14 protein-coding genes are annotated in these 16,571 nt (G+C 72.2%); 8 read left to right on the forward strand and 6 right to left on the reverse strand.

Annotated features, from left to right (window positions below):
• Window positions 1-50: 50 nt before the first annotated feature.
• The 3 genes from DFQ13_RS10070 to DFQ13_RS10080 form a co-directional block, all read right to left on the reverse strand.
• Window positions 51-728 carry a TIGR03089 family protein gene (locus tag DFQ13_RS10070; protein WP_110079574.1) on the reverse strand — a complete coding sequence of 226 codons (678 nt, stop codon included), beginning with the start codon at window positions 726-728 and terminating at the stop codon, window positions 51-53.
• 53 nt (window positions 729-781) lie between these two features.
• Entirely contained in the window at window positions 782-2,233 is a 1,452-nt protein-coding gene (locus DFQ13_RS10075) for an LCP family protein (RefSeq protein ID WP_267897644.1), read from the reverse strand.
• A gap of 105 nt (window positions 2,234-2,338) precedes the next feature.
• Complete coding sequence (locus tag DFQ13_RS10080) at window positions 2,339-3,937, reverse strand: LCP family protein (RefSeq protein ID WP_233438338.1); 1,599 nt, start codon at window positions 3,935-3,937, stop codon at window positions 2,339-2,341.
• A 163-nt stretch (window positions 3,938-4,100) separates the two neighbouring features.
• Between DFQ13_RS10080 and rfbB the strand changes: the two genes are divergently transcribed.
• From rfbB to DFQ13_RS10105, 5 genes are all read left to right on the forward strand, one after another.
• Window positions 4,101-5,090 (forward strand): dTDP-glucose 4,6-dehydratase, encoded by a 990-nt coding sequence (gene rfbB, locus DFQ13_RS10085; protein WP_035284492.1) that lies wholly within the window; start codon window positions 4,101-4,103, stop codon window positions 5,088-5,090.
• Between the two features lie 4 nt (window positions 5,091-5,094).
• Window positions 5,095-6,000: a dTDP-4-dehydrorhamnose reductase gene (rfbD, locus tag DFQ13_RS10090; protein WP_035284494.1), complete on the forward strand. Its 906-nt coding sequence runs from the start codon at window positions 5,095-5,097 to the stop codon at window positions 5,998-6,000.
• A gap of 75 nt (window positions 6,001-6,075) precedes the next feature.
• Window positions 6,076-6,960, forward strand: a complete 885-nt coding sequence (locus tag DFQ13_RS10095) for a glycosyltransferase family 2 protein (protein ID WP_233427737.1) — start codon at window positions 6,076-6,078, stop codon at window positions 6,958-6,960.
• 112 nt (window positions 6,961-7,072) lie between these two features.
• The gene (locus tag DFQ13_RS10100; RefSeq protein ID WP_110079575.1) at window positions 7,073-9,559 is read left to right on the forward strand and encodes a glycosyltransferase; all 2,487 of its coding nucleotides are present in this window, start codon (window positions 7,073-7,075) and stop codon (window positions 9,557-9,559) included.
• The gene (locus tag DFQ13_RS10105) at window positions 9,552-10,628 is read left to right on the forward strand and encodes a glycosyltransferase family 4 protein (protein WP_110079576.1); all 1,077 of its coding nucleotides are present in this window, start codon (window positions 9,552-9,554) and stop codon (window positions 10,626-10,628) included. Before DFQ13_RS10100 ends, DFQ13_RS10105 begins: the two co-directional genes overlap by 8 nt.
• 89 nt (window positions 10,629-10,717) lie before the next feature.
• On the opposite strand, the gene DFQ13_RS10110 is transcribed toward DFQ13_RS10105, so the two are convergent.
• The 3 genes from DFQ13_RS10110 to DFQ13_RS33695 form a co-directional block, all read right to left on the reverse strand.
• A complete protein-coding gene (locus tag DFQ13_RS10110) occupies window positions 10,718-11,242 on the reverse strand; it encodes an N-acetyltransferase (RefSeq protein ID WP_052021355.1) in 525 nt (174 codons plus the stop codon).
• A gap of 65 nt (window positions 11,243-11,307) precedes the next feature.
• Window positions 11,308-12,813: an asparagine synthase-related protein gene (locus tag DFQ13_RS10115; RefSeq protein ID WP_052021356.1), complete on the reverse strand. Its 1,506-nt coding sequence runs from the start codon at window positions 12,811-12,813 to the stop codon at window positions 11,308-11,310.
• Window positions 12,814-12,974: 161 nt separating this feature from the next.
• Window positions 12,975-13,133 carry a hypothetical protein gene (locus DFQ13_RS33695; RefSeq protein WP_161784484.1) on the reverse strand — a complete coding sequence of 53 codons (159 nt, stop codon included), beginning with the start codon at window positions 13,131-13,133 and terminating at the stop codon, window positions 12,975-12,977.
• A 289-nt stretch (window positions 13,134-13,422) separates the two neighbouring features.
• Between DFQ13_RS33695 and DFQ13_RS10120 the strand changes: the two genes are divergently transcribed.
• The 3 genes from DFQ13_RS10120 to DFQ13_RS10130 all read left to right on the forward strand — a co-directional run bounded on the left by DFQ13_RS10120 (window position 13,423) and on the right by DFQ13_RS10130 (window position 16,508).
• Complete coding sequence (locus tag DFQ13_RS10120) at window positions 13,423-13,911, forward strand: hypothetical protein (RefSeq protein ID WP_035284499.1); 489 nt, start codon at window positions 13,423-13,425, stop codon at window positions 13,909-13,911.
• A 27-nt stretch (window positions 13,912-13,938) separates the two neighbouring features.
• The gene (locus DFQ13_RS10125; RefSeq protein WP_052021357.1) at window positions 13,939-15,279 is read left to right on the forward strand and encodes a hypothetical protein; all 1,341 of its coding nucleotides are present in this window, start codon (window positions 13,939-13,941) and stop codon (window positions 15,277-15,279) included.
• 98 nt (window positions 15,280-15,377) lie between these two features.
• Window positions 15,378-16,508, forward strand: a complete 1,131-nt coding sequence (locus tag DFQ13_RS10130; protein ID WP_110079578.1) for a glycosyltransferase family 4 protein — start codon at window positions 15,378-15,380, stop codon at window positions 16,506-16,508.
• Window positions 16,509-16,571 lie beyond the last annotated feature (63 nt).

Consider the following 16,571-nt stretch of genomic DNA (forward strand, 5'->3'; position numbering starts at 1 on the left):
GCGTAACTTACTGGAGGTAAGGTCAGGCGGCAAGGCCACGACCGGGGGGTTCAGCCCAGGACGTCGAGGGTGGTGTGCTCAGCCCTGCGGCGGTCGTCCAGCCGCGCCGGGTCGGCACCGGTCACCTGGACCACCGAGCCGCCCGCGGCCAGCGGGGCCAGGAAGGCGCGCAGGACGCCGTCGGGGACGGTCCAGTCCGCGGTGGAGAGGACGCGGACGCCCTGGTCGAGGCCCTGCGCCCGGGCCAGGACCTCGTCGACGGTCAGGCCCGCGAGGGCGGGGGTGGAACCGTCGACCGGGGAACCGAAGTAGTCGTCGCCGAAGAGGCGGGCCTCGCCGACGAAGTCGACCACGCCGTCCCGGGAGCCGCCGAGGTCGCGGCCCATCGGGTCGAGGGAGACGGCGGCGACTACGCCGGGGGCCGAGGCGCCGGGGGCGACGAAGGTGACCGCGGCACCGGCCGGGTCGGCGGTGACGTGCGCGCCCGCCCACCAGGCACCGAGCAGGACACCCGCCGTCTGCCAGTGCGGCGGCAACTGGACGGCCACCGGGGTGCCCGGCTCCACGTCGTGCTCCTCGACCAGCCAGTTCGCCGTCTTCGCCGCCCAGTTGGCCACCGTCGCCACCGACAGCTCCACCCGGGTCCCCGCGGCGTCGTCGTAGTGCGTGACCAGCGGTTTCGCCGAGGAGGAGCGGAGGGGGCGCAGGAGGATCTCGGTGAGGCTCACGACGCCCAAGCTAGTGGATCGGCCCGCGGCCGACCCTCCCAGCCGGTCCCGGGTCAGTCGACGCAGGGGGCGGTCGCGGCGAGCCGGGCGGGGGCGCCGAGGTCGAGCAGCCTGCCGCCCGCCAGGTTGTCGGCGGGCAGCGAGGGCGGCGGGGGCGGTGGCGGCGGGGTGCTCGACAGGAGCCCGGCGACGTAGGCGTGCACGGCCGGGACGTCGACGGTGACGATGCTCTGGCCGCGGTCGTTGCGGGCGCCGACGCCGGTGACCGGGATGGTGGTGAACCGCACCTGCCCGCTGGCCAGCGCCTGCGCCTGGTTCACCAGGTCGAGGAAGTGCAGCCCCGGGTCCATCACCACGGTCTTCGACACCGCCTGCTCCAGCGCCGACAGCTTCGCCGAGTCGGTCAGCGTGCCGCCGGAGAGCACCTTGTTCATCGCCGAGGCCAGGAACGTCTGCTGCCGCACGATCCGGTCCAGGTCCCCGCGCGGCAGGCCCTTGCGCTGCCGGACGAACGACACCGCGTCACCGCCGCGCACGGTCTGCTGACCCGCGCGGAAGTCGGCACCGGAGTCGGGGTCGCTGGTGGAGCGGTTCAGGCACACGTCGACGCCGTCGACGGCCTCGGTGAGCAGGTAGAACCCGTAGAGGGTCACCTCGGTGTAGTGGTCGACGCGGACGCCGGTGAGGTTCTGCACGGACTGGATCAGCGCCGTGCGGCCCGCGCTGTCGGACTCCCGCTCGACCTTGGCCCGGTCGGCCTCGCCGCCGTCGACCAGCCGCTGCGCGGTGCGCGCCTTGGTCACCCCGAACGCGCCGTTGATCTTCTCCTGGCCCGCGCCGGGCACCTCGACGTAGGTGTCGCGCGGGATGGAGATCGCGTGGCCCGCGCCGCCGCCGCGGGGCAGCCGCAGCAGGATCAGCGTGTCGGTGTTGATCGTGTCGGTGGCCTCGGTGCGCAACTGGCGCAGGATGCGGTCCGACAGCGGCCTGCCCTGCAGGTCGGTGCGGGTGTCGCTGCCGACGACCAGGATGTCGTTGGCGCCGTCGTCCTCGGGCGGCGCGGCGGCGGAGTTCTGCGCCTCGGCGAGCGCGTCGGTGGTGGTGACGCTGTCCTGGAAGGTGTCCACCCGCACGGTCACCAGCCCGGTCCCCGCCAGCACCGCCGCCGACACCAGCGCCACCAGCGCCCGCCCCGCCACCAGCCACCCCGACACCCGCCGCCGCTCCGCTCCCGCCGCGCCAGGCTGGATCTCGGCGGGCTGGTCCTCGACCGGCTGGTCCTCGACCGGCTGGTCCCCGGTCGGCTGGGTTTCGGCGGGCTGGTCCTCGACCGGCTGATTCTCGGTCGGCTGGTTCTCAGCGGGCTGGTCCTCGGCAGGCTGGGTTTCGGTCGACTGGGTTTCCACCGGCTGGGTTCCAGCGGGCTGGGCTTCGGCCGGTGGGGTCTCGGCGGGCCGGGTCCCCGGGGTCTCCTCCGCCGGTCCTGGCGTCGGCCGGTCCGTCACGACTTCCTCCTCCACGCGGGCGTGTCCTCGTCCAGGGTGGCAGCACCCGCGGCCGGACCCGGGCGGTTCGCCGGACGAGAGCACCGATCGTGATGGACGCGGGGGTCAGTTCACGCAGTTGACGCTACCTGCGTCGATCTTCGCCGGAGGAGCCGTCTCCGTGGGGGGAGTCGTACCGGGTGTCGTCTGATCGGGTGACAACCGGGCGCCGAACAGGCCCTGGTCGGTCGCCGCGGTGGTGCCGGGGGTGAAGCCGGTGCCGAGCAGCACCCGCACCCGGGCGGCGGCCAGGCCGGGGCTCTCCTCGTAGCTGACGGTGCCGCCGAGCGATCCGGCCACGGACCGGGCGTTGGCCAGCTCGCCCGGGGCGTACTGGACGACGGTGCCGGTGCGCACCGGCGCGTCGCCCACCTCCCCGGGGGTGAACCCGGCCTGGACCAGGGTGTCCAGCACGGTGCTCGCCAGGCCCCGGGTGGTCGACCCGTTGCGCACGTCGACCGTCACGTCCGGCCCGACCCCGGGCGTCCCCGGCGCGGTCGACGACGCGGTGGTGGGCGGTGTCGGCAACTCGTCCGACGGGGACGACGGGGTGGTCGCCTCCTCGTCGGCGGTGCTGGTCAGGCTCGCCACGAACCTGGCCACCTCGGCCGGGTCGACCTTGATCACGTCCGCGCCGCCGATCTTGGCGTCGCCCTGGTTGGGGATGGTGCGGAACTCGATGTTGCCGCTGCTGAGCCCCTGCATCTGCGCGGCGAAGGTGGACAGGTTCCAGTTCGAGGAGAGCACGACCGACTTCTGCACGGCCGCCACCAGCTCCCGCACCTTGCCCGGGTCGGTCAGCATGTCCGCCGAGAGCACCTTGTTCGCCAGCGCCCCGAGGAACACCTGCTGCCGCACGATCCGGTCGAGGTCGCCGTTGGGCAGCTCGTAGCGCTGCCGGACGAACGACAGCGCCGCCGCGCCGGAGACGGTCTGCTTGCCCGCCGGGAACCGCGCGCCGGACTTGGGCTCGTCGACGGCGTTGTTGAGGCAGACGTCCACGCCGCCGATGGCCTTGGTGACCTCGTAGAAGCTGGCCAGGTTCACCTCGGCGTAGCGGTCGATGGTGACCGCGCCGCCGACGAGCCGCTCGATCGTGGAGATCAGGTTCTTGCGGCCTGCGACGGTGGCCTGCTTGTCCAGCTCCGGGTCGGCGACGCCCTGCTCGGACAGGGTCTTGCGGGCGTCGTTGTAGGCGTAGACGAACGCGGAGTTGAGCTTGTGCTTGCCGAAGCCCTCGCCGACGTCCACCCAGGAGTCGCGCGGGAAGGAGAAGGCGATCGCCCGGCGCCCGTCCACCGGGATGTGCACCAGGATCATCGTGTCGGTGTTGCGCTCGCCCTCGGCCCGGCCGCCGTTGAGCATGGCCAGCACCTCCTTGGGCAGCGGGTTGCCGTAGGCGTCGGTGCGGCTGTCGATGCCGACCAGCAGGATGTCCACCGCGCCGTCGAGCGGCACCCGCCCGTCGCCCTCGGGCAGGGTGTCGATCACGTCGGTGGTGACGGTGTTCGCGTCGAGGTCGCCGACACCCCACCAGCCGTACCCGGTGCCCGCCACGACCGCGGCGGAGAGCAGGGCGATCAGCGACTTGACCAGCGCGCCGCCCGCGCGCAGCCACCTCGATGGCCCAACGGACTCACCCACCGGTTGCGCACGCTCGTCCACGCACGCTCCTCCCCATCCCGTCGTCCCCCGAGCAGGTTACCCAGCGAATGCTGAGAGCCAATCAAGCGTCACTCCTGCCAACACTCAGTAGTGAGCAGAGGTGACGCGGTGCGGCATGGAACACTCGAACCCATCACGCGAACTGAGGGACGGTGGAAAGCAGATGCGGGTATTGGTCACGGGCGGTGCCGGGTTCATCGGGTCGCACTACGTGCGGCAAGCCCTGGGCGGGGCGTACCCGACCCTGGCGGACGCCGAGGTCGTGGTGCTCGACAAGCTGACGTACGCGGGCAACCGGGCCAACCTCGACCCGGTCGCGGACAGTGAGCGCCTGCGCTTCGTCGAGGGCGACATCTGCGACGCCGAACTGGTCCGGCGGACGATGGCCGGGGTGGACCTGGTGGTGCACTTCGCCGCCGAGTCGCACGTCGACCGCTCCATCCTGGGCGCGGCCGACTTCGTGCTGACCAACGTGCTGGGCACCCAGACCCTGCTGCAGGCCGCCGTCGACGCCGAGGTGTCGAAGTTCGTGCACGTCTCCACCGACGAGGTCTACGGCTCGATCGACGAGGGCTCGTGGCCGGAGACCCACCCGCTGGAGCCCAACTCGCCCTACTCGGCGTCGAAGGCCTCCTCGGACCTGATCGCCCGCTCGTTCTTCAAGACCCACGGGCTGCCGGTGTGCATCACCCGCTGCTCGAACAACTACGGGCCGTACCAGTTCCCGGAGAAGGTCATCCCGCTGTTCACCACGAACCTGCTGGACGGCAAGAAGATCCCGCTCTACGGCGACGGCCTCAATGTGCGCGACTGGCTGCACGTCGACGACCACTGCCACGGCATCCAGCTCGTGGCCGACGGCGGCCGGGCGGGCGAGGTCTACAACATCGGCGGCGGCACCGAGCTGACCAACAAGGAGCTGACCGCCCTGCTGCTGGAGGCGACCGGCACCGACGACTCGTTCATCCAGCCGGTGATCGACCGCAAGGCGCACGACCGCCGCTACTCCGTCGACATCACCAAGATCTCCACCGAGCTGGGCTACACCCCGCGGGTGGCGTTCGCGGACGGCCTGGCGAGCACCGTGCAGTGGTTCCGCGACAACCGCGCCTGGTGGGAGCCGCTCAAGCAGCGCGCCGCCCTGGCAAGCTGATCCGGTGACCCTCGCACTCCTGGTACCCGGCGGGTCCGGTCAGCTCGGTCGTGAGCTGGCCGGGCTGGCAGGCCCCTCGCTCACCGTCGACGCCCCCGACTCCGCCCGGCTCGACCTCACCGACACCCGCGCGGTGGTCGCCGCCGTGGCCGCGTTCGCCGACGCGGCGAAGGCGGCCGGGGACACGCCGGTCGTGGTGAACGCCGCCGCCTACACCGCGGTGGACAAGGCCGAGTCGGACCGCGCCCGCGCATACGCGGTGAACGCGGACGGCCCCCGCGTGCTGGCCGCCGCGTGCTCCACCCGCAACGTGCCGCTGCTGCACGTGTCCACCGACTACGTGTTCCCCGGGGACGCGTCCGAGCCCTACGCCGAGGACGCCGAGACCGGGCCGAAGTCGGTGTACGGGGCGACGAAGCTCGCGGGCGAGCAGGCCGTGCTCGGGTCGGGCGCCCGGTCGTGGGTGGTCCGCACGGCGTGGGTGTACGGGGCGCACGGGTCCAACTTCGTCAAGACGATGGCCCGGTTGGAGTCGCAGCGCGACACGCTGTCCGTCGTCGACGACCAGCTCGGCGCCCCCACCTGGACCGGGGACCTGGCGGCGGGACTGGTCGAGCTGGCGGGCAAGGTCGCCGAGGGCAGTGGCCCCTCGGCGCGGGTGCTGCACGCGACCGGTGCGGGCGAGGTCACCTGGTGCGGGTTCGCCAGGGCCGTGTTCGAGGAGCTGGGCGCCGACCCGGAGCGGGTCAAGGCGTGCGGGACCGCCGACTACCCGACGCCCGCGGCCCGGCCCGCGTACTCGGTGCTGTCGGCCGGGGCGTGGAACGCGTCGCTGACGCCGCTGCGGCCGTGGCGCGAGGCGCTGCGCGCCGCCTTCGAGACCGACCGGGCCGCCTACCTGCCCGCCTGAGCCCCCGCTGGACCCCGCGCCCGTGCCCGCCCGTCCGGCGGTCGCGGGCGCGGTGCGTCGTCGTAGGGTTCGCGGGTGCGCACGACTGTGGTGGTGGTGACCTGGCGCGGTGCCGGGCACCTGGGTGCCTGCCTCGCCGGGCTGGCCGGTCAGGACCGTCCACACCGGACGCTGGTGGTGGACAACGCGTCGACCGACGGCAGCGGGGACATCGCCGGGCTGGCCGGGGTCGAGGTGGTCCGGCTGGAGCGCAACCTCGGGTACGCGGGTGGGATCGCGGCCGTCCTCGACCGCGTGGACACCGAGTTCGTGGCCTGGCTCAACGACGACGCCGTGCCGGACCCGGGTTGGTTGGGCCGGTTGGAGGACGCGCTGGACGCCGCTCCCGGCGCGGGGGCGGCGAGCGCGCGGCTGGTGCGGGCGGACGGGAGCACGCAGTCGGTAGGGGTGGGCGTGGACGCCCTGGGCCGCGGGTTCGACCTGACCGGCGGCCCGGTGTTCGGCTTCTGCGGCGGGGCCGCGCTGCTGCGGGTGGGCGCGCTGCGCGCGGTGGGCGGGGTCCCGGCGGACTTCTTCTGCTACTACGAGGACACCGACACGTCCTGGCGGCTGCGGTTGCACGGCTGGGACGTCGTGTCCGTGCCGGGCGCCACCGCGGTCCACGCGCACGGTGCCACCTCGCGGCTGGGGTCGCGGGAGTTCCACCGCTGGAACGAGCGCAACCGGCTGGTCATGCTCCTGCGGTGCGCGCCGACCCGGGTCGCCCTCAAGGAGGTGGCCCGGTTCGCCGCCATCACCGCGAAGGTCGTGTTCCGGCGGCCGGAGGGGGCCAACTTCCTGCCCTCGCTGCGGGTCCGGGTGCTGGGCGAGGTGCTGCGACGAGCACCCCGGGCGCTGGCGGGACGCGCCGGGGACCGCGCGGCGCGGCGGCGGGTGTGGCGGGAGCGCGTTCCGGGGTAGCGGTCGCCCGGTTGGTCTGGTTTGTCCGTCTCGGCCGGTTGGGCGGGGGCGGGAGACCGCTCCGGGCGGGTGATGCGGCAGGCTGTGGGCACCTACGGGCGAGGAGGCGGGCTTGGCTGAGGGGGCGGACGCGCTACCGGTGGTCTCGGTGGTGGTGGTCAACTACCGCGGCGCCGAGGACACGACGACCTGCGTGCGCGCGCTGCGGGCGGAACTGGACTACCCGGCCGACCGGTTGCAGGTGGTGGTGGTCGACAACGGTGGGCACGACGCCGAGCGGCTGCGCGGGCTCGACGGCGTCGACCTGGTCGTCTCCCCGGAGAACCTGGGCTTCGCGGGCGGGTGCAACCTGGGGGTCGAGCACGCCACCGGCAGCGTGCTGGCGTTCCTGAACAACGACGCCCGACCCGATCCGCAGTGGGCGCGCGCCGCCGTGCGGGTGCTGGCCGAGCGGCCGGACGTGGCCGCCGTCGCCAGCAAGGTCGTCGACTGGGACGGCACCGGCATCGACTTCGTCGACGGCGGGCTGACCTGGTTCGGCATGGGCTACAAGCGCCACGCCGGGCAGCCGGACGACGGCTCGCACGACGCCCCGCGCGACGTGCTGTTCGCCACCGGGTCCGCCATGTTCGTCCGCGCCGGGGCCTACCGCGAGCTGGGCGGCTTCGACGAGCGGTTCTTCATGTTCTACGAGGACGTCGACCTGGGCTGGCGGCTGAACCTGCGCGGCTGGCGGGTGCGCTTCGAGCCGGGCTCGCTGGCCTACCACCGCCACCACGCCTCCATGTCCAAGGTGGACACCGAGGACAACGCGCGCGAGCTGTTCCTGCTGGAGCGCAACGCGTTGCTGGCGATGTACAAGAACCTCTCCGACGCCACCCTGGCCAAGGCGCTGCCCGCCGCGCTGGCGCTGGCCGTGCGCCGCTCGACCGCGCGCGGGGACCTGGACGCCACCGCGCTGGAGATCACCCGCGACGGCCCGACCGAGCAGCGCGTGTCCCCGCCCGCGCTGGCGGGCATCCTGGCGATCGACCAGTTCGTCGAGCTGCTGCCCTCCCTCGCCGCCGCCCGCGAGGACGTGCAGGCGAGCCGGGTCCGCTCCGACGCCGACATCGTGCCGCTGATGCGCCGGGCCATGGAACCCGCCTACCCGCTGCCGCGCTACCTGGCCGCGCACGACATCCTCGTCGAGGCGTTCGGCCTGGAGGATGCGTTCGGCGCCCGCCGCAGGGTCCTGGTGATCACCGGCGACGCCATCTCCGAGCGGATGGCCGGACCGGCGATCCGCGCCTGGAACATGGCCGACGTCCTCGGCGCCGAGCACGAGGTGCGGCTGGTGACGGTCAACCCGCTGTGCGTGCCGCCGCCCGCACCGTTCCCGGTGCTCAAGTCCCGCCCGCGCGACCTCGGCGACCACGTCGACTGGGCCGACGTCGTCATCCTGCAGGGCCACGCGCTGGAGATGGTCCCCGCGCTCAAGGCCGCCGACTCCACCAAGGTCGTGGTCTGCGACATCTACGACCCGATGCACCTGGAACTGCTCGAACAGGGCAAGGACACCGTCGCCGAGCAGCGCGAACTCGACCTCATCGGCGTCACCGCCGTCCTCAACGCCCAGTTGGAGCGCGGCGACTTCTTCGTCTGCGCCTCCGAGCGGCAGCGGCACTTCTGGCTCGGGCACCTGATGGCGCTGGGCAGGCTCACCCCCGCCCTCTACGACACCGACCCCACGGTGCGGTCTTTCCTGGGCGTGGTCCCGTTCGGCCTGCCGGGCAAGCCGCCGCAGCAGTCCGCGTCCCCGATCAAGGGCGGCCTGGTCGGCGAGTCGGACAAGGTCGTGCTCTGGGCGGGCGGGGTCTACAGCTGGTTCGACCCGCTGACCCTGGTCTCCGCGATCGGCGAGCTGGCCGGGCGCCGCGACGACGTGCGGCTGGTGTTCCTGGGCATGAAGCACCCCAACCCCGAGGTCCCGGAGATGGACATCGGCACCCAGGTGCGCACCCTGTCCGGGCAACTCGGGCTCACCGGGCGCAACGTCTTCTTCAACGAGACCTGGGTCCCCTACGACCGCCGCCAGGACTGGCTGCTCGACGCCGACGCCGGGGTCACCACGCACTACGAGCACGTGGAGACCACCTTCGCGTTCCGCACCCGGGTCCTGGACTACCTGTGGGCCGGGCTGCCGATCGTCACCACCGACGGCGACGCCTTCGCCGACCTGGTGCGCACCGAGGGCCTGGGCGTGGTCGTGCCCGCCGAAGACGCCACCGCCCTGGCCGCCGCCCTGGAACTGGTCCTCTACGACGCCGAGTTCGCCGCGGCCTGCCGGGAGCGCATCGCGGTCGTGGCGCAGCGGTTCACCTGGGAGAACGTCCTGGCCCCGCTCACCGCGTTCTGCCGCGACCCGCGCCCGTCCGCCGACCGGCTCCCCGGCGCGGAGCCCCTGGTCGCGCGCCCCCCGCTGGGCGCGGCGGGAACCGTGCTGCGCGACCTCGCCCTGATCCGCGAATACCTCGACCGCGGCGGCCCGGGTGAGCTGGCCAAGCGCGCGGCCGGCCGCGTCCGCCGACTGGCCAAGGAGCGGCTGCGACGTGGCTGACCGCCTCCGCGTGCTGATCGACGGGACGCCGCTGCTGGGCAACCGCACCGGCATCGGCCGCTACACCGCTTCCCTGGCCGAGGAACTGGCCGCCATGTCCGATGTGGACATGCGAGCGGTGGCGTTCACCCTGCGCGGCTGGCGGCGCCTGCGGTCGGTGCTGCCGCACGGGGCCCAGGCGCGCGGCATCCCGGCCCCCGCCCGACTGCTCCGCAAGGCCTGGCTGCGCGGGCCCTTCCCCCAGGTGGAGCTGTTCGCAGGTCTGACCGACGTGGTGCACGGGACGAACTTCATCCTGCCCCCGGCCTTCCGCGCGGGCGGCGTGGTGACGGTGCACGACCTGGACTTCCTGGACCACCCGGAGCAACTGGCGCCCACGGACGCGGAACTGCCCGCCCTGGTGCGCTCCTCGGTCCGCCGCGCCGGGGTGGTGCTGACCCCGTCCGCCGCAGTCGCCGCCGAGGTGGTCTCCCGGTTGGACGTGCCCGAGGAGAAGGTCGCGGTGACGCCGCTGGGGGTCGACCTGGCGTGGTTCACCGCCCGACCCCCCTCGACCGCGCTCGCCACCCGGCTGGGCCTGCCCTCGGAGTACCTGCTGTTCGTCGGCGCCGCGGGGCCGCGCAAGTCGTTGGACTGGCTGGTCGCCGCGCACGCGGCCACTCCCTCGCTGCCGCCACTGGTGCTGGCCGGAACGGGGCACACGCCGGGACCGGGGGTGCTGGCCACCGGCTACCTGTCCGAAGTGGACCTCCGGTCGGTGGTGGCCGGGGCGTCGGCGCTGGTGCTGCCGTCCCGGGAGGAGGGGTTCGGGCTGCCGGTGCTGGAGGCCATGGCCTGCGACGTACCGGTGGTCTGCACGGACGTCCCCGCCCTGCGGGAGGTCTCCGGCGGCCACGCCACCCTGGTCCCCTTCGGCGACGTCGAGGCGATGGGCGCGGCGCTGACCTCGGCCCTGGAACACCCCACCTCGGCGGACACCTCGGCCACCCGGCGCGGGTACGCGGCGGGCTACACCTGGCGGCGGTGCGCGGAGCTGACCGTGGCCGCCTACCGCCTCGCCGCGAGCTGACCGACCACGATTCGACGACTGACCGCTGTTTCGCAGAGCGCTCCGCGTACCTGACCAGGTGCGGGAAGCGCCATTGCATTGTGCGAAGTTCAGGCGGGCGTGAAGTGCGTCCGCAGCCCGTCAGCCTGGTGGTCGATCTCGGTCACGATGTCGGCGAGGTCGGGCTGTCGCGCGGCCGGGCGGGCGAGCGACCACACGGTGATCTCGCCGGGCTTGCGCGGGTGTGGCGCTGCCCGGACCACCCGCCAACCCTGCCGCCGGTAGTAGCGCACCAGGCCGAGGTTTCCCCCCTCGCTGTCGGTGAGCACACCGCGGCGCACCCACTGCCGTCCTTGTCGGGCGGCGCGGTCGAGTGCCCAGAACGCGACGACCATGCCCACGCCGCTCCCCGCCCGCGACGGGTGGGTCACGGTGGATTGCAGGAAGATCGCCGACGCGGCTCGTTCCTGCTCGGTCCACCCGAGCGTGGGTGTCTCATCGGCCGTGGTGACGGCGAGCAGCACCCCGTCGTCGACGAGTGCCCACACCGGCCAGTCGGGTTCGGTGACCTGGTCGGCGAGGTGCTCGGCGGAACCGACCCACCCGCGCCAGCGGCGCAGGCCCTGCTCGCGCATCCAGTCCGCTCGGGTTCGGACGAGGTCGGCGACTTGGTCTCGGTCTCCTGCCTCGGCCGGTCGAATCACGTACACGGTGCGCTCTCCCGTTCGCTGCTGTGAGCTGTCATCGCCCGTAGCGCCAGTTCGAGGGAGAGCACGGGGAAGACCTTCATGTCGACCTGTTCGCCCTGCTCCCACTGGCCCATCGCTGCGCGCAGCGCGTCGCCGTCGACGAACCCGTGATCGACCGTGATCGCCTCGGCCGACAGCTCTGCGAGCAACGGCATACCGTACTCGCGGAGTCCGGCGCCCATGACGTGCCGGAAGTTCTCCCGAAGGTGTGGATACCTGGCGTCGTCGGAAAACCCGATCCGGCGGAACCTCTCGCGGCAAATGTGCTTGTCGACCCGCCACGGCACCGGGAGCTGTTCGGCGAAGCGGATCAACCGCGGCGAGCACAACGGCGACACCGGCCAGATACCCGCGTCGAGGAACTGCGGCGAGCGCAGCGCGAACCCGAGCAGGGTCGCCTCATTGATCACCGTCGGCGGGGCGAGGTCGTCGTCGACAGCGTCGAGCTGGTCGAGAGTGCGGCGGCCGAGCCACGCGGGCAGTCGCTCGTGATCGGAGAACCGTCCGCGCACTTTGCCCACCGATGCCCACTCGTTCCCGCGCAGGCTGAGCAGCTCGTCGCCCCCATCGCCGGTGAACACCGTCCGCACACCGCGGTCACGGGCTGCGGCGAGGATGGCGCCGACCGCTTCGTGATATGGCTCGGCGCCGGGCTCGACGAACATCCTGCGGGCCCGCGCGCCATCGGGGTTGAACGGTGCGAGCGGCAGCGCGTCGACGATCAGGTCGAGAAATCCGAGGTGGCGCAGCATCTCGGCCCGGCGCCGTAGCTGCTGCTCGCCCGCCTCGCCGCCGATCGCGAGCGCGTAGGCGAGCACTTCACCATGGTGTTCCTCGGCGAGGGTGACCGCCACCGACGCCGAATCCATGCCGCCGGACAGCTCGACCGCCGATGCCCGTGGATCGAACGGGCGCGCGTACACCGCACCGGAGAGCACGCGCCGGTAGACCTCGACGACGTCGACGTCGTCGCGCACCTCGCGGGGCAAGGCGTGCTCGGCGGGTGCCGGGTAGCGCATCACGAGCCCGTTGTCGCCGTAGGTGGCGTGCGCCCGCTCGGTCAGCATGTGGACCCCCTGAAACAGGGTCTCGCGTGCGTAGCGGGTGCGTTCGGTCAGCAGGCGGGCGACCGAGCGTTCGTCGAGCGCGTCGAGGCTGAACTGCTGTCGAAGGTCGGGCAGCGACCACGATCCGCGCAGCCGTCCCCCGGCATCGGTCAGGTACAGCGGCGCCGTCCCCCACGTGCCCGACGTGATGCGAAACCCGGCGGTCGGCGTGCACTCGACGAGCACGAAGTCGAGCGGCCACGCCTTGATCTCGTCGAGCAACCGCCGATAGGTCGGGGTGTCCGTGGTCGTGAAAACCTGTGCCGGACCGAACCCCGCCACCTCGCGAGCACGTTCGCGCACGGCGACAAACGTCGAAACGCCGTCGGTGACCGCCGCGTGTTCGAGCATCGGGTGCTCGTAGGGGCGAACTGCGCTCACCCCATCCGACCAGTGTTCACCATTCCAACGCCAGTCATTGCCGGGGCGCCTTCGTAAGCAGAGCTTGAGCATGAAAACTCCAAAACAGGCGTCGGGAGCGGGCGAACCGCCCGCCCCCTGAGTAGGCCGATTCAGATTTCGTCGTACTTGCTGCGGGTGTCGGACGAACCGGGGATCTTGTGGTACTCCGTCGCCTGCACCGAGATCGACGCCGTGCCCTCGAACACGTTGTCGAAGGTCTCGGATTCCGTTGTCGTTCGGTCCAAGACGGCACCCGTTGTGGTCGTCATGTCGTACTCCTTCCAGTGCCCAGCTGGGCACGCTTGGCGACTTCCTTGCTGCGCCCCGCCCTGACCTCAGCCGCCCGGCGCGGGTACGCGGCGGGCGGCACCTGGCGGCGGTGCACCGAACTGACCGTGCCGTTTACCGGCTCGCCTTCGAAACCCGTGAACACGCCACCCGCCCGATCCGCTGCGACGGCGTCAGCACCCGCGTTGTCATCGCACTCCCATTCGGTCCTCGTCGCAGCCGGTGTCTCCATGAGATCGTGGCCGGGTCCGATTGGGCAGATGACATTCGATGACATCGGAGAAGGAGCACGCGAGCGTGGTTCGATACGTGACGGTCACCGGCACACGCTCGATCACCGGCGAGTGCGAGGCCCAGCTCCCCGACTTGTTCGACGGCTACCTGCGACCGTTCGCGGATGCGGAATCCCATTTCCACCTCGGCGGCGCCGCCGGGATCGACACCGCCGCGCTGGAGTGGCTGGCCGCGCACACCCCAGCGTCGCTGACCGTCGTGGTGCCGTGCACCGTGGCTGACCAACCAGCAGTCGCGAATGAGGCCATCCGACGGTGGCAAGGACGAGGTCGGTTGGCAGAAGTCGTCGAGTTGGGAGCCGGGAAACTCGGCACCTCGGCATACCACGCCCGCAACCGGTGGATGGTCGACCGCAGTGGGTTCGTGATCGGTTTTCCACACGGTACCCAGCCGACAAGCGGCACCTGGTACACCGTGGATTACGCCGCCGAACAGGGGAAACCGCGACTGGTCGTGCCAGTCTGACGGAAGGCGGGTGGTGTACTGGTCATCGTGACCACCGCCGATCGTGACACCGGTGCCCGCCTCTTGCGCAGACTGCGCGAGAAGCGCGGCTGGTCTTGGGCAGATCTGGCGCGAGCGCTGCGGGACACCGCGCGCGGGCTCGCGGTCACGCCTCTGATGAACAGGCAGGTGACGAGCATTCAGCGCACCGTTGCCAGATGGGAAAGCCTCACCGACCGAACCAGCCCCGGCGATCGCTACCAGTTCCTCCTCGCGCACCTCTATGCCCGAACCCCATCCGGCCGCATCGTGTTGGGGCCTCGATCGGACTTCGTTGTCCTCTTGGACGCTCTCCGCCATTTCGGAACGTCGCCACAACGCGTGCGTCAACTTGTCGACCTGATCACTCAGGAGGTGAGTGGCGACAGCGGTGAGGTGTTGCTGCCTCCTTCCGCGTATTCGAGCACCGCCGTGCTCCGACGTGATCCATCGTGGCTCGATCACGAGGTGCTCGGCCTGCTGCGTGAATCGGTCACGGTGATTGACAAGCAGGTCGGATCGGTCCCGTTCGCCCGTCTCCAACTCCAGCTCGCGCCTGCCATCGAGACGTGCCGCCAGGTGTTGCGGCTCGACCACGCGAGCCCGCAGGGCGAACTGGTGTCGCTCGCCATCGATGCTTACGCACTCGGCGGCCGGTTGGCCTTCGAAACCCGCGACGACGAGACGGCCATGGCGCTGTACGCAGACGCGACCGAGGTGGCTGGACGACTCGACGATCGAAGTCGCCGGGCTGTCGTGCGGACGAGTCACGCCATGGTGACCCTGCATGCGACCAACGACCTGGAAGCGGCCCAGAAGATCGCCCATGCCGCGACCGTTGACGCCCATCGAGGCGCCAGTTACGCGATTCGAGCCCGCGCACACGCCGTCCACGCTGAAATCTGCGCTCGCGCCAGCCAGACCGTCGATGCGGCCACCGCGCTCGAACGGGCGTGGAAGACCGTGGACAAATTGACCGTTGATGACCCCCGCGGAGGGTTCACAGCCGACCGCTTGAACGGTTTCGATGGACTCTGCGCTCTCCACACAGGCGACGCGCGCCGTGCCCACGACCACCTCGACCGGTCTCTTGGCGCGTTGAGGAAGTCGAGAGACGCGGTCCAACGGGGCATCGTGGGCACCGACCTGGCCCTCGCCCGACTACGCCTCGGCGATCCGGAGGCCTGCGTCGACCTCCTGCACGAGGCCGTGGAGATCACGGCGACCACCGGCGGCCGTGTTCCCGCGCAACGGATCAGGCTGGCGCGGCAAGAGCTGCGCCCATGGCGGGCGGAGGACTTCCTGGCCCAACTCGATGATCACATCCACGACACGCTGCTGGGTCCGTGACGAGTTTGGAGTTCTGATGCCCGGCCGCGCTTGTCGGGCCGGAAGTGCTCGGCGGGTCGGGTGCCCGTGGTGATCGGCTCCCGTGGGAGGCTGCCCCCGTGCCCGAGCTCGTCGTGCTCACCGAGCAGCTCCTCGCTCCAGTCCCCGGCGGCACCGGCCGCTACACGCGGGAGCTGGCCGCCGCGCTGGCGGCCACCGCGCCCGAGGGTTGGGTGGTGAGCGGGGTCGCGGCGCGGCACCGCAACGCCCGTGGTGCCGAGGTCGACGGGCTCGCCGGGTCCCGGATGCTGCCGCTGCCCCGCCGGGGGTTGACCCTGGCCTGGGAGTACGGGGTGCCGCTGTGGCCGGGCGGGGACGTGGTGCACGCGCCCACGCCCCTGGCGCCCGCGACGGCCCGCAGGGGCGGGGTGCTGGTGGTGACCGTCCACGACACCGTGCCGTTCACCCACGCCGAGACCCTCACCCCGCGCGGGGCGGCCTGGCACCGGGCGGTGATCAAGCGGGCCGCGCGCAAGGCCGACGCGATCGTCGTGCCGACCGACACCGTGGCCGCCGAGCTGGCCGAGCACGCCCCGGGGCCCGCGCGGGTGCACGTGGTGGGGCACGGGGTGCCGGACGTGCTGCGCACGCCGCCGTCGGCGGAGGCGGTGGCCTCGGTCGTCGCCGCGCACCGGTTGCCGGAGACCTACGTGCTCGCCGTGGGCACCGTGGAACCGCGCAAGGGGTTGGACGTGCTCATCGCCGCCATGGCCGACCCGGGGGCGCCCGACCTGCCGCTGGTGGTGGTCGGCCCGACCGGGTGGGGTGGGGTGGACCTGCGGGCGCTGGCCGCCCAGCACGGGCTGCCGCCGGGGCGGCTGCGGGTGCTGGGGCCGCTGACCGACACCGAGTTGGCCGTGGTGCTGCACCGGGCGACGGTGCTGGCCGCGCCGAGCCGGGCCGAGGGGTTCGGGCTGCCGGTGCTGGAGGCGATGGCGGTGGGGGTGCCGGTGGTGCACTCGGACGCGCCCGCGCTGGTGGAGGTGGCGGGCGGGGCCGGGGTGGCCGCGCTGCGCGAGGACCCGGCCGACCTCGCCCGGGCGCTGACCAGCGTGGTGGATTCACCCGAACGGGCAGCGGCGATGGTGGACCGGGGGCGGACCCGCGCGGCCACGTTCACCTGGGCACACGCCGCTGAATCGGTGTGGCGGCTGCACCTGCGGCTGCTGGCGGAAAAACGCGCCCGGTGACGGTCGGGGCAAAGTTCACGCGTTCGTGAGCACCGTCGTAACCGGCCGTCGTACGCTGGGGCG

This window comes from Actinokineospora spheciospongiae (assembly GCF_003182415.1).
Lineage (GTDB): Bacteria > Actinomycetota > Actinomycetes > Mycobacteriales > Pseudonocardiaceae > Actinokineospora > Actinokineospora spheciospongiae.